Source organism: Caecibacteroides pullorum (assembly GCF_019239235.1).
GTDB classification, from domain to species: Bacteria; Bacteroidota; Bacteroidia; order Bacteroidales; family Bacteroidaceae; genus Bacteroides; species Bacteroides pullorum.
Window position 1 is genome coordinate 1 of record NZ_JAAZTS010000024.1, and the last position, 17,720, is coordinate 17,720.

Annotated in this window: 10 protein-coding genes; 4 read left to right on the plus strand and 6 right to left on the minus strand. The window is 47.6% G+C overall.

The annotated features are described in order from the left end of the window. Positions 1-130 precede the first annotated feature (130 nt). The 4 genes from lpxA to HF894_RS12635 all read right to left on the minus strand — a co-directional run bounded on the left by lpxA (position 131) and on the right by HF894_RS12635 (position 7,030). The gene (gene lpxA / locus HF894_RS12620) at positions 131-898 is read right to left on the minus strand and encodes an acyl-ACP--UDP-N-acetylglucosamine O-acyltransferase (protein WP_204972839.1); all 768 of its coding nucleotides are present in this window, start codon (positions 896-898) and stop codon (positions 131-133) included. 16 nt (positions 899-914) lie between these two features. Beyond that, positions 915-2,303 (minus strand): TolC family protein, encoded by a 1,389-nt coding sequence (locus tag HF894_RS12625; RefSeq protein ID WP_204972841.1) that lies wholly within the window; start codon positions 2,301-2,303, stop codon positions 915-917. 104 nt (positions 2,304-2,407) lie between these two features. Then, positions 2,408-5,824, minus strand: a complete 3,417-nt coding sequence (locus tag HF894_RS12630) for an efflux RND transporter permease subunit (RefSeq protein ID WP_204972843.1) — start codon at positions 5,822-5,824, stop codon at positions 2,408-2,410. Between the two features lie 30 nt (positions 5,825-5,854). Further along, a complete protein-coding gene (locus HF894_RS12635) occupies positions 5,855-7,030 on the minus strand; it encodes an efflux RND transporter periplasmic adaptor subunit (protein ID WP_021846698.1) in 1,176 nt (391 codons plus the stop codon). 441 nt (positions 7,031-7,471) lie between these two features. On the opposite strand from HF894_RS12635, the gene HF894_RS12640 reads away from it, so the two are divergent. Together HF894_RS12640 and HF894_RS12645 are read left to right on the plus strand one after the other, a co-directional pair. Next, positions 7,472-9,445, plus strand: coding sequence for an Ig-like domain-containing protein (locus HF894_RS12640; RefSeq protein ID WP_204972845.1), 1,974 nt, complete (start codon positions 7,472-7,474; stop codon positions 9,443-9,445). Between the two features lie 39 nt (positions 9,446-9,484). Further along, entirely contained in the window at positions 9,485-10,324 is an 840-nt protein-coding gene (locus HF894_RS12645; RefSeq protein WP_436627458.1) for a DUF3108 domain-containing protein, read from the plus strand. Positions 10,325-10,343: 19 nt separating this feature from the next. On the opposite strand, the gene HF894_RS12650 is transcribed toward HF894_RS12645, so the two are convergent. Further along, positions 10,344-10,748: a PaaI family thioesterase gene (locus HF894_RS12650; RefSeq protein WP_204972847.1), complete on the minus strand. Its 405-nt coding sequence runs from the start codon at positions 10,746-10,748 to the stop codon at positions 10,344-10,346. A gap of 206 nt (positions 10,749-10,954) precedes the next feature. Between HF894_RS12650 and HF894_RS12655 the strand changes: the two genes are divergently transcribed. Then, on the plus strand, positions 10,955-12,157 hold the full coding sequence (locus HF894_RS12655; protein WP_204972849.1) for a glycoside hydrolase family 88 protein: 1,203 nt from the start codon (positions 10,955-10,957) through the stop codon (positions 12,155-12,157). A 110-nt stretch (positions 12,158-12,267) separates the two neighbouring features. Then, positions 12,268-13,812 (plus strand): sulfatase family protein, encoded by a 1,545-nt coding sequence (locus HF894_RS12660; RefSeq protein WP_204972852.1) that lies wholly within the window; start codon positions 12,268-12,270, stop codon positions 13,810-13,812. Between the two features lie 278 nt (positions 13,813-14,090). Here HF894_RS12660 and HF894_RS12665 read toward each other — a convergent pair whose 3' ends face one another. Further along, positions 14,091-17,690, minus strand: coding sequence for a glycoside hydrolase family 2 TIM barrel-domain containing protein (locus HF894_RS12665; protein ID WP_204972854.1), 3,600 nt, complete (start codon positions 17,688-17,690; stop codon positions 14,091-14,093). Between the last annotated feature and the right edge of the window lie 30 nt (positions 17,691-17,720).

A 17,720-nucleotide genomic window follows, 5' to 3' on the forward strand; every position in this document is an offset into this window, starting at 1 on the left:
ACAAAATATCGAGATTATCTTCAGAATATCGCTGCTTGAAAAAGTTAACAACGCTCTTATCGTTGATAAAGAAAAGAGGGTGAATCGCGTATTACGACACACCCTCCTGTTTTTCGCTTTGACTGGAACTTTATTTCACGATACCATTTGAATTCTTGATGAAATTAATGATGTTGTATATTTCATCACTCATCGGAACCTGGTCTTCAATTTTCTGTAAAGCATCCTGAACACTGAAGTTGCCTTGATATACCAAGCGGTAAGCATTCATAATGTGACGTAGCACACGTTCGGTCACTTGATTCTGGTGTTGCAGTACCATTGCGTTAATTCCGTGATATTCAGCTGGATTCCCCGCCATAATAATATAAGGAGGCACATCCTTGGCAATACGGCAACCACTCTGGATCAGCGACCAGCTACCAATATGACAATTCTGTTGGATAATGACGTTACTACTCAGTATGGTACAATCGTCTATACGGCAATCACCAGCTACAGACACCTTGATTCCCAAAACCGAACGATTGCCAATCTGCACATCATGACACAAATGCACGCCGTCCATCAAGTGATTCTCATTACCAATGCGCGTACATCCATCTTTGTGTGTAGCCCGACTGATAACCACATTCTCACGGATGTCATTGTGATCACCGATAACCAACAAGCTTTTTTCTCCTTCATAGTGAAAATCCTGCGGCTCGGCAGCAAGTACAGCACCATGATATATCTTATTACCCTTGCCCATTCTTGTACCATTCAGGATTCTGGCACCTGACATGATCACATTATCATCTCCAATTTCCACATCTGCCTCGATATAAGCAAACGGTTGTACTGTTACATTCTTGCCAAGTTTGGCGGCAGGATCTACATAAGCTAATGGACTAATCATAATATATAGAATTAAGTTATTCTCTTCCTCCACCCAGTGCCTGATACAAGCTGATAACAGCCTGCATGCGACTGAATGTATCACTTACTTCCGACAGCTGCGCATTAAGATACGATTGCTCAGCCGACAACACTTCCAAATAAGTTGACGTGCCTAAGTTAAACAATTCTTTCGTATAATCGGCTGCATTCTTGGCAGAATTTACTTGCATATTGCGTGCATTTACTTTTTCCGTACAAGCCTGATACATATCGAGGGCATTGCTTACTTCATTACCTGCATTCAGCAAAGTGGTCTGAAACTGAATTTTGGCTTCCTCTTGTTGTGCTTTAGCAATCTTAAGTTTAGCAATATTCGCACCGTTCTGGAAGATAGGCTGCGTAAGCGAAGCAACTGCGCTGGCCAGTAACTTGGCAGGGTTAACAATAGCAGCCCCAGCACTATTAGTCCAACCTGCAGATCCACTAAGTGTAATACGTGGATAGAAGTTCGAACGGGCTACGTTGGTATTATAATAGGCTGAAGCTAATGCCTGCTCGGCAGCTTTCACATCAGGACGATTGGAAAGCAACTGCAAAGGAATGCCTACTGAAAATTCATTGGGAAGCTGTTGTTCTTCGAGCACACTACGTTCGATACCATGAGCAGGCTCACCTAACAACAGACAAAGCGAACTTTCAACCTCACGAATGCTTGAACGAATATCAGGGATGGATGCCTGTACTTGTGCATATGCAGCACGGCTTTGCTCAACGGCAGCTTCTGTTGTATTATAGAAACCAGCCTCTTTCATGGCTATCATCGTTTCAGTATTCTTTTTCAGAATTTCGGCCGTACCCTCGGTAATTTGCAATTGACGGTCAAGCATCAATAATGTATAATACAAATTGGCTGTATTCGCAATCAGTTGCACACGAACATTTTGTTCATAAGCCAATGTTTGCTCCAAAGTTGCCTGCGCCTGACGCTTCAAGTTCAAAAGCTGACCAAACATATCTATCTGCCAGCTGGCAGTAACAGGCAAAGAATATGTTTGCGTAGCTTTACCTTTGTCCCAACTACTTACAGTTCCTTGTGGAGAAAGCGTTAAGGCCGGGATGAAAGCCAACTTAGAAGCCAATAACGGGGCTTGAGCCTCTTGCACTCTTAATGCAGCCGTACGAATATCAGGACTGCTTGTAAGCGCCTGTTCAATAAGTGCCTGCAGCTGCGGATCAGTAAACACCTCACGCCAAGGCAAATTACCAAAATTGGCTGTATCCGAAACCAGTGTATCGTTCACAGCAACTGTATCGCGATACAAACCTTCAGCCACAATGTCTTCAGGCCGGTCGTATGTTTTATAGATATGACAGCTACTCAACAAGGCAGTTGCACATATCAGGGTTAATATTTTTCCTTTCATACTTGTTGGTTTATATAAGCAAGGATGAGAAACGAAGAATAGTCATTCACGAAGCACTGCTCCACAAAGGGGCTATTCTTCATTTTTCATTCTTAATTCATCATTTATTTACTGTATTGCTCGATTTCTGCTGTAGCATCCGAGTTATCAACATCGTCCCATTCCATCGGTTTGAATTTCTCTTGGAGATATTGGAAAGCAACGAACAAAGCCGGTACGATGAAGATCTGCAAAATCATACCGATCAACATACCGCCGATCGCCGAAGTTCCCAACGTACGGTTACCATTGGCACCTGCACCCGAAGCGAACATCAACGGAAGCAAACCTACAATCATAGCCAATGAAGTCATCAAGATAGGACGCAGACGTGCTGCAGCACCCAATACGGCTGCCCACGTAATGCTCATACCCATCTTACGACGATCAAGAGCAAACTCTACAATCAAGATGGCATTCTTGGCCAACAATCCCATCAACATAATCAAAGCAATCTGCATATAGATGTCATTGGACATTGAACCGATAATCATCTTCAATGCCGGCACACTACCGATAGCACTAGCCCCATTGACGAAAAGGAAGCTTCCCAACAAACCGAATGGAATAGAAAGCAATACGGCCAAAGGCAGAATATAACTTTCGTACTGAGCACTTAGCAACAAGTAAACAAAGACGAAACAGAGTACAAAGATAAGTCCTGTCGTACTACCACTTGTCTGAGCTTCCTCACGTGCCATACCACCCAACTCATAACCAAAACCTGCAGGCAAATTCTGTTGAGCAACCTCGGCAATCGCTTGCAGAGCCTGACCAGAAGTATATCCAGAGGCAGGAGCTACCATCACCTTCATAGAAGTATAAAGATTGAAACGGCTGATAACGTCCGGACCATAAATTTTCTCAATAGATACAAATTGTGTAATAGGAGCCATTTCACTGCCGTTACGAACCTTGATACTTTGCAAAGACTCCAGATTCTTGGTTGCATCGGGTTCAGCCTGAACCATGACACGGTACATCTTACCGAAGCTATTGAAGTTGGAGGCATAAAGACCACCATAATATCCTTGCAATGTAGTAAGGATGTCGCTCGGACTGATACCTGCCTTCTTACAAGCTGCCGCATCGATATTCAACATATATTGCGGGAAATTCGGGTTGAAGCTGGTACGTGCAGAGTTCACTTCCGGACGTTTTTCCAACTCGGCCGTATATGCATTCACCACATCGAAGAAGTGGTTCAAGTCACCACCCGTCTTATCCTGCATGTTCAACTCGATATCGCTGGAAGCAGAATAACCAGGGATCATAGGCGGAGCAAAGAACAACACCTGAGCTTCTTTGATAACCTTTTGAGCACGCATAAACAAGGTTGCATACACAATAGTCGAATTCTGCATGGTCGAACGTTCTTCCCAGTTCTTCAACTTGATGATGACCGAACCATAAGAAGGTCCTTGACCACCAATGAAACTAAAACCAGAAATAATAGTACGTGACTCAACAGCCGGATCGGCAGCCACAAGGCTATCCACACGATTCAGAATCTGTTGCGCACGCTCTTGCGAAGTGCCAGGAGGCAAAGTCACAGCACCCATGATGGTACCTGTATCTTCATTGGGCACCATACCAGTCGGCGTAATCTGCATGAAAACGACCAGCAATACAATAGAAGCTGCGACGATTCCTGCTGAAAGCCATTTCTTCTGGATAAAGTTCAAAACCTGTTTCTTATACTTGCCCAGCAGTGAATCATAAGAATCATTGAAAGCCTTCTTGAACTTATCGGTAGTCATACCAGCCAGTGCCAGGACGCTAACGACAATCATCACAATGCATAATACAGGATGATTTTCGAAGTTAAAGAAGCCAAAGATCATACCAAGGATAGCGATAACCGTAAAGATCAATGTTATGCCAGGACGCATCATTCTTCCTAAAGAATCAGTATAGCGAGCCAGCATAATTTTGCGAGCTTCCTTGGTCGCAGTACCTATACGTTCTTTTAACGAAGCCTCACTATTATGTGGTTTCAAGAAAATAGCACACAAAGCAGGACTCAATGTCAAAGCGTTGATAGCTGAGAAAGCAATAGCGATGGCCATGGTCAAACCGAACTGACGATAGAAGGTACCAGCGGTACCGCCCATGAAGCTCACAGGTATAAACACGGACATCATGACCAACGTAATAGAAACAATAGCACCACCTAGTTCGTGCATGGCATCAATAGAGGCCGTCCGAGCCGATTTATAACCTTGGTCGAGCTTGGCGTGGACACCTTCGACGACCACAATGGCATCATCGACCACAATGGCGATGGCAAGCACCATTGCCGAAAGTGTCAGCAAGTTGATACTGAAGCCGATCAATTTCAACACGAAGAATGTAGCGATCAATGCTACAGGAATAGCAATGGCAGGAATCAACGTAGAGCGCATATCCTGAAGGAAGATATACACCACAATAAACACGAGGATGAATGCCTCAATCAACGTCTTCACAACTTCATGAATAGAAGCAAAAAGGAAGTCGTTGGCATTCTGTGCAATGTTGATTTTCAATCCCGAAGGCAACTTAGCAGAATAATCTTCGAGCAATTTCTCGATATCGCTAATGGTTTGAGTCGCGTTCGTACCAGCCATCTGATAGACGATACAGCTGACAGACTTGTGCCCGTTTACTGTATTATTGAAGGTATAAGCCAGACGACCCAATTCGATACGGGCAATATCTTTCAGGCGAAGTACTTCACCGTTTTCAAGAGCCTTGATAACGATTTCTTCAAATTCGGCAGGTTGTTGCAGACGTCCTTTGTAACGTAATGTGTATTGGAAAGTCTGATTACCACGCTCACCCAACTGACCAGGAGCAGCTTCAATATTCTGTTCACTCAAGGCAGCCACTACATCATTGGGAATCAGCTTGTACTGTGCCATGATGTCTGGCTTCAACCAAATACGCATGGAGTAGTCCATACCCATCACATTGGCATCACCTACACCCGTCACACGCTTTACTTCAGGAATCAGGTTGATGTTAGCGTAGTTTTCCAAGAACTCGATGTTGTACTGGTCTTTCTCATCATAGATGGAGAAAATCATCAACATAGAGGTCTGACGCTTTTGAGTGGTCACACCGACTTTGGTTACTTCGGCAGGCAACAGACCTTGAGCCATGGACACACGGTTCTGTACGTTTACGGCCGCCATATCGGGATCAGTTCCCTGCTTGAAATAAATGGAGATATCAGCCGAACCACTATTGGAAGCGTTGGAAGTCATGTACATCATGTTTTCCACACCATTGATCTGATCTTCCAACGGAGAAATGACTGAGTTCAAAACGGTTTGGGCATTGGCACCTGTATAGGTGGCACGCACAGATACCGTAGGAGGCGCAATGTCCGGATATTGGGTGATAGGCAATGTTGCCAAACCAATAAAGCCCAAAATTACTAACAAGATGGAGATTACCGTTGATAGTACCGGACGGTTAATAAATCTATCTAATTTCATTCTTTTGTCAATTTGTAGGTTGGATTCGTTTTATTGAAACGCAGTTTGGATGTTACCATCCTTCTGATCTTGGAGTGCCTGTTGGTAAGCAGCCTCCTTATCAGCCGGGCTGATAGGTGTAATAGCCTGGCCATCCTTCAGGTTCTGTACGCCTTCCAATACGATCTTGTCGCCAGGTTTCAGACCTGCAGTTACGTAATAATACTTGCCGTCGTTCAACGTGAAGACATTGATTTCAGTATTCTTCAATGTATTATCAGGTTGTACAACGAATACGAACTTCTTATCCTGTATTTCAGTAGTAGCCGACTGAGGGATCATGATAACGTTTTCCATCGGATTGGGGAAAACGACATTACCTGTACCGCCGCTGCGCAGAATGTTCTTCGCATTGGGGAAGAGGGCACGCATGTTGACCGAACCTGTGGTTTGATCAATGACACCACTGATTGTTTCAACACGTCCGCTATCAGGATAGATCGAACCGTCGATGAGTTGCAAATGAACTGAAGGCAAACTTTCCAGAATTTCTTTCATGCTGCCACCTTCACGTATCATGGCCAGCAGCTGACGCTCGGTCATGGAGAAATAGGCATACATTTCTGAGATGTCTGCTACCGTTGTAAGCGGAGTAGCAATCGATGGGCTTACCAGACTTCCCACACGATAAGGGATGGTACCTACGACACCATCGCTAGGGCTGGTCACCCGTGTGTACGACAGATTGTTCTGTGCATTCACCAGTTGTGCCTCGGCCTGTGCCAGCGAAGCTTTTGCCTGTGCCAACTGATTTTCAGACATAAGCAGATCGTAGTCACTGACAATCTGTTTCTTGTTCAACTCACGCTTGTTAGCAGTGGTCAGTTCTTGAGTATTCAGAGCAGCTTTGGCTGTTTCTACCGTCGCTTTGGCTGAATTTACGGCTGCCTGATACTGAACAGGGTCAATAGAGAACAATACTTGTCCCTTACGTACAACCGCACCTTCGTCTACGTGCAGTTTGGTAATAAATCCGCTGACCATCGGACGAATTTCCACGTCTTGTTTACCTTTGATGGTGGCAGGATAGCTATTTGTCAGGTTCGCAGTGGTAGTCTGTACCGTCAGTACTGCAAATTCGGGTGCTTTACCCGCTTCCTTGTTGCCCTGTCCGCAGCTGCTGAGCAGCGCCAGGCAACATGCCAATAATACTAATCTACTCTTCATACTTTTTTATCTCTGTGTCTAATTATTGAATATCAACCTAACATTGCCATATACACAAACCAAGTATAGGCTCCGTGAAAACTAAAAGGCGCTCCTTAGTTTTCTATCCTGCAAAAGTATCGTTTTTACGACAGAATGGTTTGTTGTATAAGCTTTTTTTAACTATGTTTCAGAGAATTCTACCTGTACGAAGCTCAAACGTACAGTGCTTTTTATCATGTAACCGTACACGCCGTCTGCCTTCCACTTTTTTCGCCAAAAGAAAGCAGCCTTTTCCTGATAGGAAAACAGCCTTTTTCACTCGCTATTCCAATGCTTTTCCCTGTACATTCCATTCCCTTGTTGTTGTGATAAAAATCTAAAAAAAACAAGCATTCCGTTTCCCATATAAATAGATGTTGTATCTTTGCGAAGCTTCTTCGGATGCAAGACTCTACGGATATGAATAAACTAAAAAAACATCTGCACATCAAATCGAGCGCATGGCGCATGCAGCGCTTGCCTATTTTCATCGTATTGGGCATCATGCTATACTCATGTGCCAGTATCGGTCGTATTGAAGGAGGCCCTATCGACGAAGCCCCCCCTGTCTTTGTGCAGAGCACGCCTAACCCTGGCCAGTTGAACTATAAACGCAACCGCGTGACCATTGCATTCGATGAATACATCAAACTGGACAATGCAGGCGAGAAAGTTGTCATCTCACCTCCTCAAATTCAGCAACCCGAAATCAAGACAAGCGGCAAGAAGGTAGTCATCAACTTTCAAGACACGATGAAAGCTAATGTCACTTACACGATAGACTTTGGCGACGCCATTCAGGACAACAATGAGAGTAACCCGCTGGAGCAGTTCACCTTCACTTTCTCTACAGGTGCGCAACTGGACACAATGGCCGTGTCGGGTACCGTACTCAATGCCTCCGACCTGGAGCCAGTAAAGGGTATGCTGGTAGGACTTCAGTCGAATCTGTCCGATACAGCTTTCACGTCCCTGCCCTTCGAACGTGTAGGACGTACAGATAGCCGCGGACGTTTCTCCATTCGTGGAGTGGCACCAGGCACTTATCGCATCTATGCCCTGCAGGATGCCGACCAGAACTACTTCTATTCACAGCCAGCTGAACGAATAGCGTGGCAAGACTCGCTGATCAACCCACGCTACGAATTCCGAATGCGACAGGACACAACGTGGATAGACTCCCTGACCATTGATACCATCATCGAACGCCAATACACGCATTACTTGCCCGATGACATTCTGCTGCGTTGCTTCAAAGAGATATCCTACAACCAACGTCTGGCCAAAAGCGAGCGTCTGACTCCCCAAAAGTTCTCGCTCTACTTTACAGCACCTGCCGACAGCCTCCCGTTGCTGAAAGGCCTCAACTTCGACGAGCACGACGCCTTTGTTATCGAACAGACGACAGGACGCAACGACACAATCCACTACTGGATAAAAGACTCCCTGCTTTACAAGCGGGATACCCTGCAAGCGGAAATAACCTACCTGGAAACCGACTCGCTAGGCAAACTGGTACCACGCACAGACACCTTGCGCCTGCAATCGAAACTGACCTACGAGAAGCAACGGAAACAAAAACAGGAACAAGACGAAAAGAAGCTGGAAGAGCTACGCAAAGAAGCCAAGAAAAAGAAGAAACGTGATGCCGACGGCAAAATCATAGAGCCAGAAGAACCCGTTTTACCAACCGAGTTCCTACCCATGGATGTCTATGCCCCGTCGTCGATGGACGTATACGATTATCTCACCCTGACCTTCCAGGAGCCCTTGGCAAGGATAGATACCGCAGCTTTCCACCTGCAACAAAAGGTAGACACTTTGTGGCAAGACATTCCCTTCGACTTCCAACGTGACTCGCTGGACATAAAAGTCTACAATATCTTTGCCAATTTCGAATTGGGAGAAAGCTATCAGTTTGCAATAGACTCGGCTGCTATCCAAGGACTCTATGGGCTGACAACAGATAAAGTAAAACAGGAACTGAAAGTCAAGACCCTCGAAGAATACGGAACCATTCTTTTCGACATTATAGGTGCTGACTCAACGGCATTTGTCGAACTGGTCGACGCACAAGACAATGTAATACGTACAGTATCTGTCGTCGATGGAAAGGCCGATTTCTACTATCTGACACCAGGAAAATATGGTGCACGCCTGATTGTTGACACGAATAAAAACGGGCAGTGGGATACAGGAAACCTGAAAGAGCATCTACAACCCGAAAAGGTTTATTATTACTTCCAACTATTGGAATTGAAAGCCAATTTCGAGCTTCAGCAGACATGGAATCTGTTCGACAGGCCATTGGATCAGCAGAAACCATTAGACCTCAAAAAACAGAAGCCAGAAGAAAGCAAGAAGAAAAAAGGCCAAACCAACAACAACCGATAACCGAAAAAATCAAATGTAGAAATGAAACTGGCGATAAGAATAAAACAAAGAAACAGATTGATAGGATTATTAGTGGCAGGAATCGTATGCCTGTTCACCACACTCCCCCTAAATGCACAATGCCCGGCAGAAAACAAAGCCTTCAAATCGGGTGAACATGTGATGTACGACCTTTATTTCAATTGGAAGTTCATCTGGGTCAAAGCCGGCATAGCCAGCCTGACGACCAATGCGACTACCTATCAACAGAAGCCAGCTTTCCGCTTCAACCTTCTGTCAGTCAGTAGCAAACGGGTAGATTTCTTTTTCAAGATGCGTGACACACTGACTTGTTATGTCAGCGACCGCCTTGAGCCTCTATATTTCCGCAAAGGAGCTGAAGAAGGCAAACGCTATACGGTAGACGAAGCCTGGTTCAGTTACAAAGACGGCGTATCGCATGTCAGACAAAGCCGCTCATGGCTGGGCGGACGTGTCGACACCATGTCTTATAGCGACAGCCGTTGCATTTTTGACATGCTGAGTATATTGGCACAGGCACGTTCCTACGACCCTAAAGATTATAAAATAGGCCAAAAGATACGTTTTCCCATGGCAACAGGCCGAAAGGTAGAGGAACAGACATTGATTTATCGTGGGAAAGAAAACATCACAGCCAATAACGACACAACGTACCGCTGTTTGGTATTCTCATTTGTAGAATATGTAAAAGACGGCAATAAGGAAAAAGAGAAGGAAGTAATCACGTTCTTTGTTTCAGACGACAAGAACCACCTGCCAATCCGTCTCGACCTGTATCTCAACTTCGGATCGGCCAAAGCTTTCCTAACCAGCGTACGTGGCAACCGCTATCCGTTGACATGTATTGTTGAGGATTAACCATCCCTCGCTTCACGAATCACAACTGGAAAGGAAGCGGGTCAGATTTACGAAACACACTCGACTCAAACGTGGCAACCAATTCACCACGCTGGTTTGTGATGTCTATCTGATAACATCCTGTACTACGGCCGGTATAGCGTTCACGAGCCTCGGCATAAAGAATGTCTCCTGTAGTACTGGCACGTAAGAAATTGATATTAGAGGAAAGCGAAAAAGCCAATGTACCATGCGAATTGGCGGCAGCTGCCAAAGCCAGATCGGCCAAAGTAAAAAGTACTCCCCCTTGCGTACGTCCACCCGCATTGAGATGCTCATCCGTTATTTTCAATTGTGCTCTACTATATCCTTTTTTCACTTCAGTCAGTTCGATGCCTACATTATCAGCAAAACGGTCGTTCTTGAAAAATTCTTGTGGTGTCATTTTGGTAACTTCTAATCAATGAAACGTTTTTACTCTTTTTCAAAGCTTACTTTATGTGAACTCTTATAAAAAATGAGGTTTCGCCTACAAATGTAACAATTTTACTCTTTAACTGTATGATTTAGGTACCTATATATGACAAGAAGGACGTACCTTTGCCAATGTCAATGGTATAAACTTATATTTTTAAATTATAATCCTTTGTTATGAAAACAACACTGACGACCTTGGGAGTATCTCTCCTGATCTTCGTAAGTTGCGCCGGCCAGAAAAAAGCGGAAAGCAACTTCATCCAAGACAACATCGATAATGCGGTGGCACAACACACATTGCAGACAGACATTATCGAAAAATCTGGTAAGATATTGAACCCCCGTACCATCGAAAAAGACGGCAGTATTCACTACGTACCCATCGACGACTGGTGTTCAGGTTTCTTTCCTGGAAACATGTGGCTGACCTACGAACTGACAGGTGACCAGAAATGGGAAAAACTGGCAAAGAAGTATACAGAAGATTTGGATTCTGTAAAGCACCTGAAATGGCATCACGACGTAGGTTTCATGATCGGTTGCAGCTACTTGAACGGCTACAGACTGGCAGGAAAGACTGAATACAAAGATGTAATCGTAGAAGCTGCCAAATCGTTGTCTACCCGTTTCCGTCCAGGAGCAGGCGTCATCCAATCATGGGATGCCGACAAAGGATGGCAAGGTACACGTGGCTGGAAATGTCCCGTCATTATCGACAACATGATGAACCTGGAACTGTTGTTCGAAGCTACACGTCTGTCGGGCGACTCTACATTCTATAATATCGCCGTAAAGCATGCAGACACTACACTGGCCAACCATTTCCGTGCTGACAACAGCTGTTACCATGTGGTTGACTACGATCCCGAAACCGGCGAAGTACGCAGCAAACAAACAGCCCAAGGCTATGCCGACGAATCAGCATGGGCACGCGGACAAGCATGGGCTTTGTACGGATATACGACTTGTTACCGCTATACACACGATAAGAAGTACCTGGATCAGGCAGAGAAAGTATATAACTTTATCTTCAACAACAAGAATCTGCCTGCCGACCTCGTACCCTACTGGGACTACGATGCACCCAACATTCCGAACGAACCGCGCGACGCTTCTTCGGCAGCCTGCACTGCTTCAGCTTTGTACGAGTTGAGTACGTATGTCCCTGACAAGAATTATAAGGAAACAGCCGACCGTATCATGGAAAGCCTTGCTTCTCCAGCCTATCGTGCTGAAGTAGGGACAAACGGCAACTTTATCCTGATGCATTCCGTAGGCAGTATTCCTCACGGAGCAGAAATCGATGTTCCGCTGAACTATGCCGACTATTATTTCCTGGAAGGTTTGATGCGTAAACGCGACCTGGAGAAGAAATAAACAAGTAAGAACAGACAAGCTAAGGGCTACAAATTGCAAGAAGACACCCAAAAGCTGTTATTTGCAACTTGTAGCCCGCTGTTTATCCACACATCTAAATATAAACAACCATGAAACATTCTTTGAACCTCATAATGGGAGGAATGGGCCTCCTGGCTCTAGCAGGTTGCAAAAGCCAACCAAATGAACAGCCTCAACAGCCCAATGTCATCTATGTATTCCCTGATCAGTACCGTAATCAGGCCATGGGTTTTTGGGGGCAGGAAGGCTTCCGTGAGCATGTCAATTTCCGCAACGATCCTGTACATACACCTAATTTGGACCGTTTTGCCCGCGAATCAGTCGTGTTGACTTCGGCCCAAAGCAACTGCCCGTTGAGCAGTCCACACCGTGGCATTCTGCTGACAGGCATGTATCCCAACAAGAGCGGTGTACCCCTGAACTGCAACGCCAATCGCCCCATCAGTTCGCTGCGTGAAGATGCCGAATGCATCAGCGATGTCTTCAGCAAAGCGGGTTATGATTGTGCCTATTTCGGCAAGCTGCATGTCGATTTCCCTACTCCCAATGATCCAAACAACCCTGGACATTACGTAGAAGAACAAATACCAGCCTGGGATGCTTACACCCCGAAAGAACGCCGACACGGCTTTAACTACTGGTACTCTTACGGTACCTACGACGTACATAAGAATCCTCATTACTGGGATACGGAAGGCCATCGCCATGAACCCAAGGAATGGTCTCCCTTGCATGAAGCCAAGCAGGTGGTCAGCTACCTGAAAAACGAAGGCAACGTGCGCGATACACAGAAACCATTCTTCATCATGGTGGGCATGAACCCGCCTCACAGTCCCTACCGCTCACTGGACGACTGTATGGAGGAGGATTTCAACCTCTACAAAGACATACCGCTGGACAGCCTGCTTATCCGCCCCAATGCTGATTCCAAAATGAAAAAAGCCGCCAGTACTCCATATTACTTCGCCTCGGTAACAGGCGTAGATCGTGCTTTCGGCCAAATACTCGATGCTTTGAAAGAGTTAGGGCTGGACAAGAACACCATCGTCGTCTTCTCGTCCGATCATGGTGAAACCATGTGCAGCCAAGGAACAGACGATCCGAAGAACTCCCCTTACGCCGAGTCGATGAATGTTCCCTTCCTCGTCCGCTATCCAGGCAAACTGACACCACGCGTAGACAACCTGATGTTGTCATCTCCAGACATTATGCCTACATTGCTAGGACTGGCCGGGCTTTCCGACTCCATCCCCACCGAAGTACAGGGCCGTAACTATGCTCCGCTTTTCTTCGATGAAAAGGCCGAAATTGTTCGTCCGACAGGAGCACTCTACATCCAAAACATGGACGGTGAAAAAGATACAGACGGCAAAGTAAGAACATACTTCCCCTCAGCCCGCGGCTTTAAATCGCCCAAATATACCCTGGCTCTCTACATAGACCGCAAAGAGCACAAGCTGGTTAAGAGCCTGCTTTTCGACGACGAAAAAGATCCCTATCAGCTGAATAATCTCCCGCTGGAAGAATATCCAGAAGTAGTAAAGGAACTTTGTGCCGAGATGGGTAAAGTACTGAAAGATATAGATGATCCTTGGTATCAGAAGGGAATCTTAAAAGATATGATACCTTATTAAAAGACTCGTTTGCATCTATTTTGACAAAAATGTATCATTGCATCCTAACACTGCACTTTGTGACCCTCTAACACAGTGCTTTATGACGGTCTGACACAGTGCTTCATTACAACCCCAGAAAGCACTGCATTAAACAGTCAGCAAGTACTGTATCAAAGCGCCAGAATGTAAACCCTAAACCCCTGCCAATACAGGGTACATATACCATTCAGGCACGGACTGCACAACTAACCGATAAGTACTTGTGCATATCCGTGCCTGAATGTTTTTTTATGTCCTTACAGACAAGGAGTGAATCTCAACTTGTAGGAATGTTCCTCCTGAGATACGCGATAAATGGGGAGCGTATCGACATCACTACCACAGCTGGCGTTACCCACACCTCGCATAACGGCATCCAGATGGAGCACGATGTACGGACGGGCTGTCAGTTCCCACATGTGCTGTCCCTTCATCAGGTCCTCGTCGGTGTAGCGCAGAGCCGAGAAGGAAACGTTGCCTTCCGTACGGATGCAGACACCCTTGCCCGAAGCGTCGGTCAGCTTTAGTTCGCGCAGGCCTTCACGGTTGCCCATAGACTGCGGCTTGACATACTTCTCGACCATATCGTCCACCGTCGTCGTATAGCGGCCCACCATGCAACCGTCCTTGCGGTCGTTGTAGTTCTCCCACGGACCGTAGGCGTAGTAGTCCACCTGGCTCAGCGAGGGGTTGATGCCACACACCAAACCACAACGGCGCAAGTCGGCCGTATGAGGCTGGAATACGGCGTCCATATCCATCGTACCGTCGGGGGCAAAAGTATAGGTAATCTGTGTGTCGCAGAGCGAACCCTTGCGGACGGTCTTCACTACGACTTTCGCGCCGTCTTTCGTCACCGTGCATTCGCCTTCGGCTTCAAGTCCGTTCTCCGTGCGGGTAAACTTGTCATTCTCTATCCAGCGATGGTTGTCGTAGACGAAGCCCTGACCTTCGCTGACAACGGCCTGGCCGTTCATTACCAGAGACGTCATCTGGCCGTTCTTGCGGTTGAAGACTGCCTCTATGTTGGCATTCTTCACGCTGACGGTGCTTTCCGTCTCTTCCACCTGCAAGGCCAGCTTGCGGCCGCCCTTGGTCGAGAGTTCGGGCAGCGGGCCGCGTTCCAGCAGCGTGTATTGCTGCTGTGCCACCACATGACCTGCCGGAGCCCAGGGAGCTGCTTCTTTCTTACATACCTGGAGGTTGAGCATCACTTCCTCGCCTGCCTTCTGTGCCTGACGCAGCTTGAGGGTGTTCAGTTTCAGCGTTACGGCCAAAGAGTCGTCGGGCATTACGCGACCCAGCATCATGCTGTCGGCTGCCAGTGCCACACCGTCCTTCACGGCCTGCCAGCGCAGGTAGAAACCGTCGAGCGGCAGGAAGTCGTAGGTGTTCTTCAGCAGTACGCTGGCCTCATCTTTCTTCACATCCATGCCCAGGAAGCCGAAATGCACATACTGGTACACGGCCTTCACCTCCTTCAGCTTCGGCGACTCGTCGCGCGTGGCGGGAATGATGCCGTTGGAGCAGAAGTTACCCTGATGGGGGCCGGGGAAGTCATAACCCGTGTGCAGGCGGTAGATACCTTTCTTTATTTCGTGAGGCTCATAGATGGCCTGGTCCACCCAGTCCCAAATGGCGCCGCCGATGGTGGACGAACTGCTTTCGATGCTCTGCCAGTATTCCTTCAGGTTGCCGATGGCGTTGCCCATGGCGTGGGCGTATTCGCAGATGAACATCGGCTTGTCGAACGAGTTGACATACTTATCCATCCATTTCATACCTGGATACATCTTCGAATAGAGATCGCTGAAGCGGTTGCCGCCAAATTCTTTTCCGTCGCGCGTTCCTTCGTAGTGGATGGGACGGCTGTCCAGACGACGGGCCGCATCGTAGCAGGCCTGGAAATTGCTGCCGCCTCCGGCTTCGTTACCCAAGCTCCAGAAGATGACAGACGGATGATTGCGGTCACGCAACACCATGCGGTCGATGCGGTCCACAAAGGAGGGAATCCACGACGGCATATCGCTGATAGACTGGTTGGCATGGTCTTCAAGGTCGGCCTCATCCATCGTATAGAGTCCGAAGTAGTCGAACATGGCGTACATCTTGGCCGCGTTCGGATAATGGGAGGTACGGATGGTATTGATATTGTTCTGCTTCATCAGCAACACGTCACGCAGCATCGACTCCACAGGTACGGCACGGCCGTAGAGGGGGTGCGTATCGTGTCGGTTCGTACCCTTGAAGAACACGCGCTGGCCGTTGATGTATACCAGCGGGCCACGCACTTCAATGTCTCTGAAACCATATTTCGTAGAGAAGGCCATCTCATCCTTGCCTCCCTCACGCTGGATGACGTGCAGTGTGTAGAGGTTCGGCGTCTCGGCCGTCCAGAGCTGCAAGTCCTTCAAGGAAGAAAACAGTGCTTTCGCCTCCACTTCGCGGTCTTTTCCAGTGAACGAAACGGTGAGTTCCTTTTCGGCTACCAATGAGCCGTCGGGAGCCAGCAAGCGGAGGGCTATGTCTTTCTTACCGCTCAGCCCGTCACGGTTGTCGAGCTTCAGGGCAACGGAGAGCTCACCGGCCTTATATCCGGCCTGCGCATCGAGGCGGGAGGTGATGTAATGGTCGCGTACGCTGACCTTCGGAGTGCTGTACAGACAGACGTCGCGGAAGATACCGCTCATGCGGAACATGTCCTGACACTCCAGATAGGAGCCGTCGCTCCAGCGGAATACCTGCACGGCCAGGCGATTGCGGCCCGTACGCAGGTATGGAGTCAGGTCGAATTCGGCCACGTTGTTGGCACCCTGCGTATAGCCCACGTATTCACCGTTCAGATAAACCAGCGCGGCGCTGTAGATGCCTCCGAAGTGGATGAAGGTGCGACGGCTCTCCCAGCCCTTCGGCAGGTCGAAGAAGCGCACGTAGGAACCCACGGGATTGATGCCGTAGTTCTTGCCACCGTCATTGACCCCCTTGCGGGCATCGATGTAGGGAGGCGTATTGGCGTGCGGATATTCCACATTGGCATAGATGGGACGGTCGTAACCCTGCATCTCCCAGTTGGATGGCACGGGGATGGTTTCCCAGCCCAACACGTCGAAATCTTCCTTATAGAAGTTCAACGGGCGTTGTGAGGGTTCAGGTACAAAGTGGAAAGCCCAGTCGCCGTTCAGCAACAGGTAACGCGAGCTGTGGTTATCGACCCACGGCGTGCGGTAATATTCGGCATCGGCCGTCATTTCGGCCTCGCTGGCGTAGGGCAGGTAGGTGGCGTGACCTACTTCCTTGTTCTCTTCAAAGCGGGTTTCGTCTTCCCAATAGGTGCGCGAACGCTGTACCACCTGTTCAGCCATACCTTCGGGCATCGGCATCGGGCTGACTTCGATGGAGAAGAATGTTTCCTTCTCGTCCTTCAGTCCGTCTTTTGCTACCAGGGCCAGCTGGCCGGACTTGTTGCAAACCATAATCAGGTCGGGACTGTTGGAGGGGAATATCTGTACATACTTCCCGTTCTCGCGGACAATCCACAACTGCGACTCGTCCGAGCCGTTGTTCTCCGTAATGCCCACCGTCTGTCCGGCCTTGTTGTGGACAGCCTTGTTCTCGAATGGATTGAGGATACGAAAACTACCCGACAGATTGCTGAGGGCCCATTGCTGCAGCTGGTCGTCTGCACGTTGTTTCACAAGCAGGGCTTCTCCGCCACCCGCCTTGTAACCGATCACTTTTCCTTTTTGCCCGGCCGGCGCTATGTTATATAGCTTGTCCTTGGCAAAGTTGACCTGCGCACAGGCCACGCCTATGGCCCATACGAAGATACACGCTAAACTTACTAAGATTTTTTTCATCGCACTTATTTATTTACTATATTATTATCA

Coding starts and splice junctions, on each gene's coding strand:
- HF894_RS12655 (WP_204972849.1), top strand. CDS start 10,955: ATGAAAACAACACTGACGACCTTGGGAGTATCTCTCCTGATCTTCGTA.
- HF894_RS12630 (WP_204972843.1), bottom strand. CDS start 5,824: ATGAAATTAGATAGATTTATTAACCGTCCGGTACTATCAACGGTAATC.
- HF894_RS12650 (WP_204972847.1), bottom strand. CDS start 10,748: ATGACACCACAAGAATTTTTCAAGAACGACCGTTTTGCTGATAATGTA.
- lpxA (WP_204972839.1), bottom strand. CDS start 898: ATGATTAGTCCATTAGCTTATGTAGATCCTGCCGCCAAACTTGGCAAG.
- HF894_RS12625 (WP_204972841.1), bottom strand. CDS start 2,303: ATGAAAGGAAAAATATTAACCCTGATATGTGCAACTGCCTTGTTGAGT.
- HF894_RS12665 (WP_204972854.1), bottom strand. CDS start 17,690: ATGAAAAAAATCTTAGTAAGTTTAGCGTGTATCTTCGTATGGGCCATA.
- HF894_RS12640 (WP_204972845.1), top strand. CDS start 7,472: ATGAATAAACTAAAAAAACATCTGCACATCAAATCGAGCGCATGGCGC.
- HF894_RS12660 (WP_204972852.1), top strand. CDS start 12,268: ATGAAACATTCTTTGAACCTCATAATGGGAGGAATGGGCCTCCTGGCT.
- HF894_RS12635 (WP_021846698.1), bottom strand. CDS start 7,030: ATGAAGAGTAGATTAGTATTATTGGCATGTTGCCTGGCGCTGCTCAGC.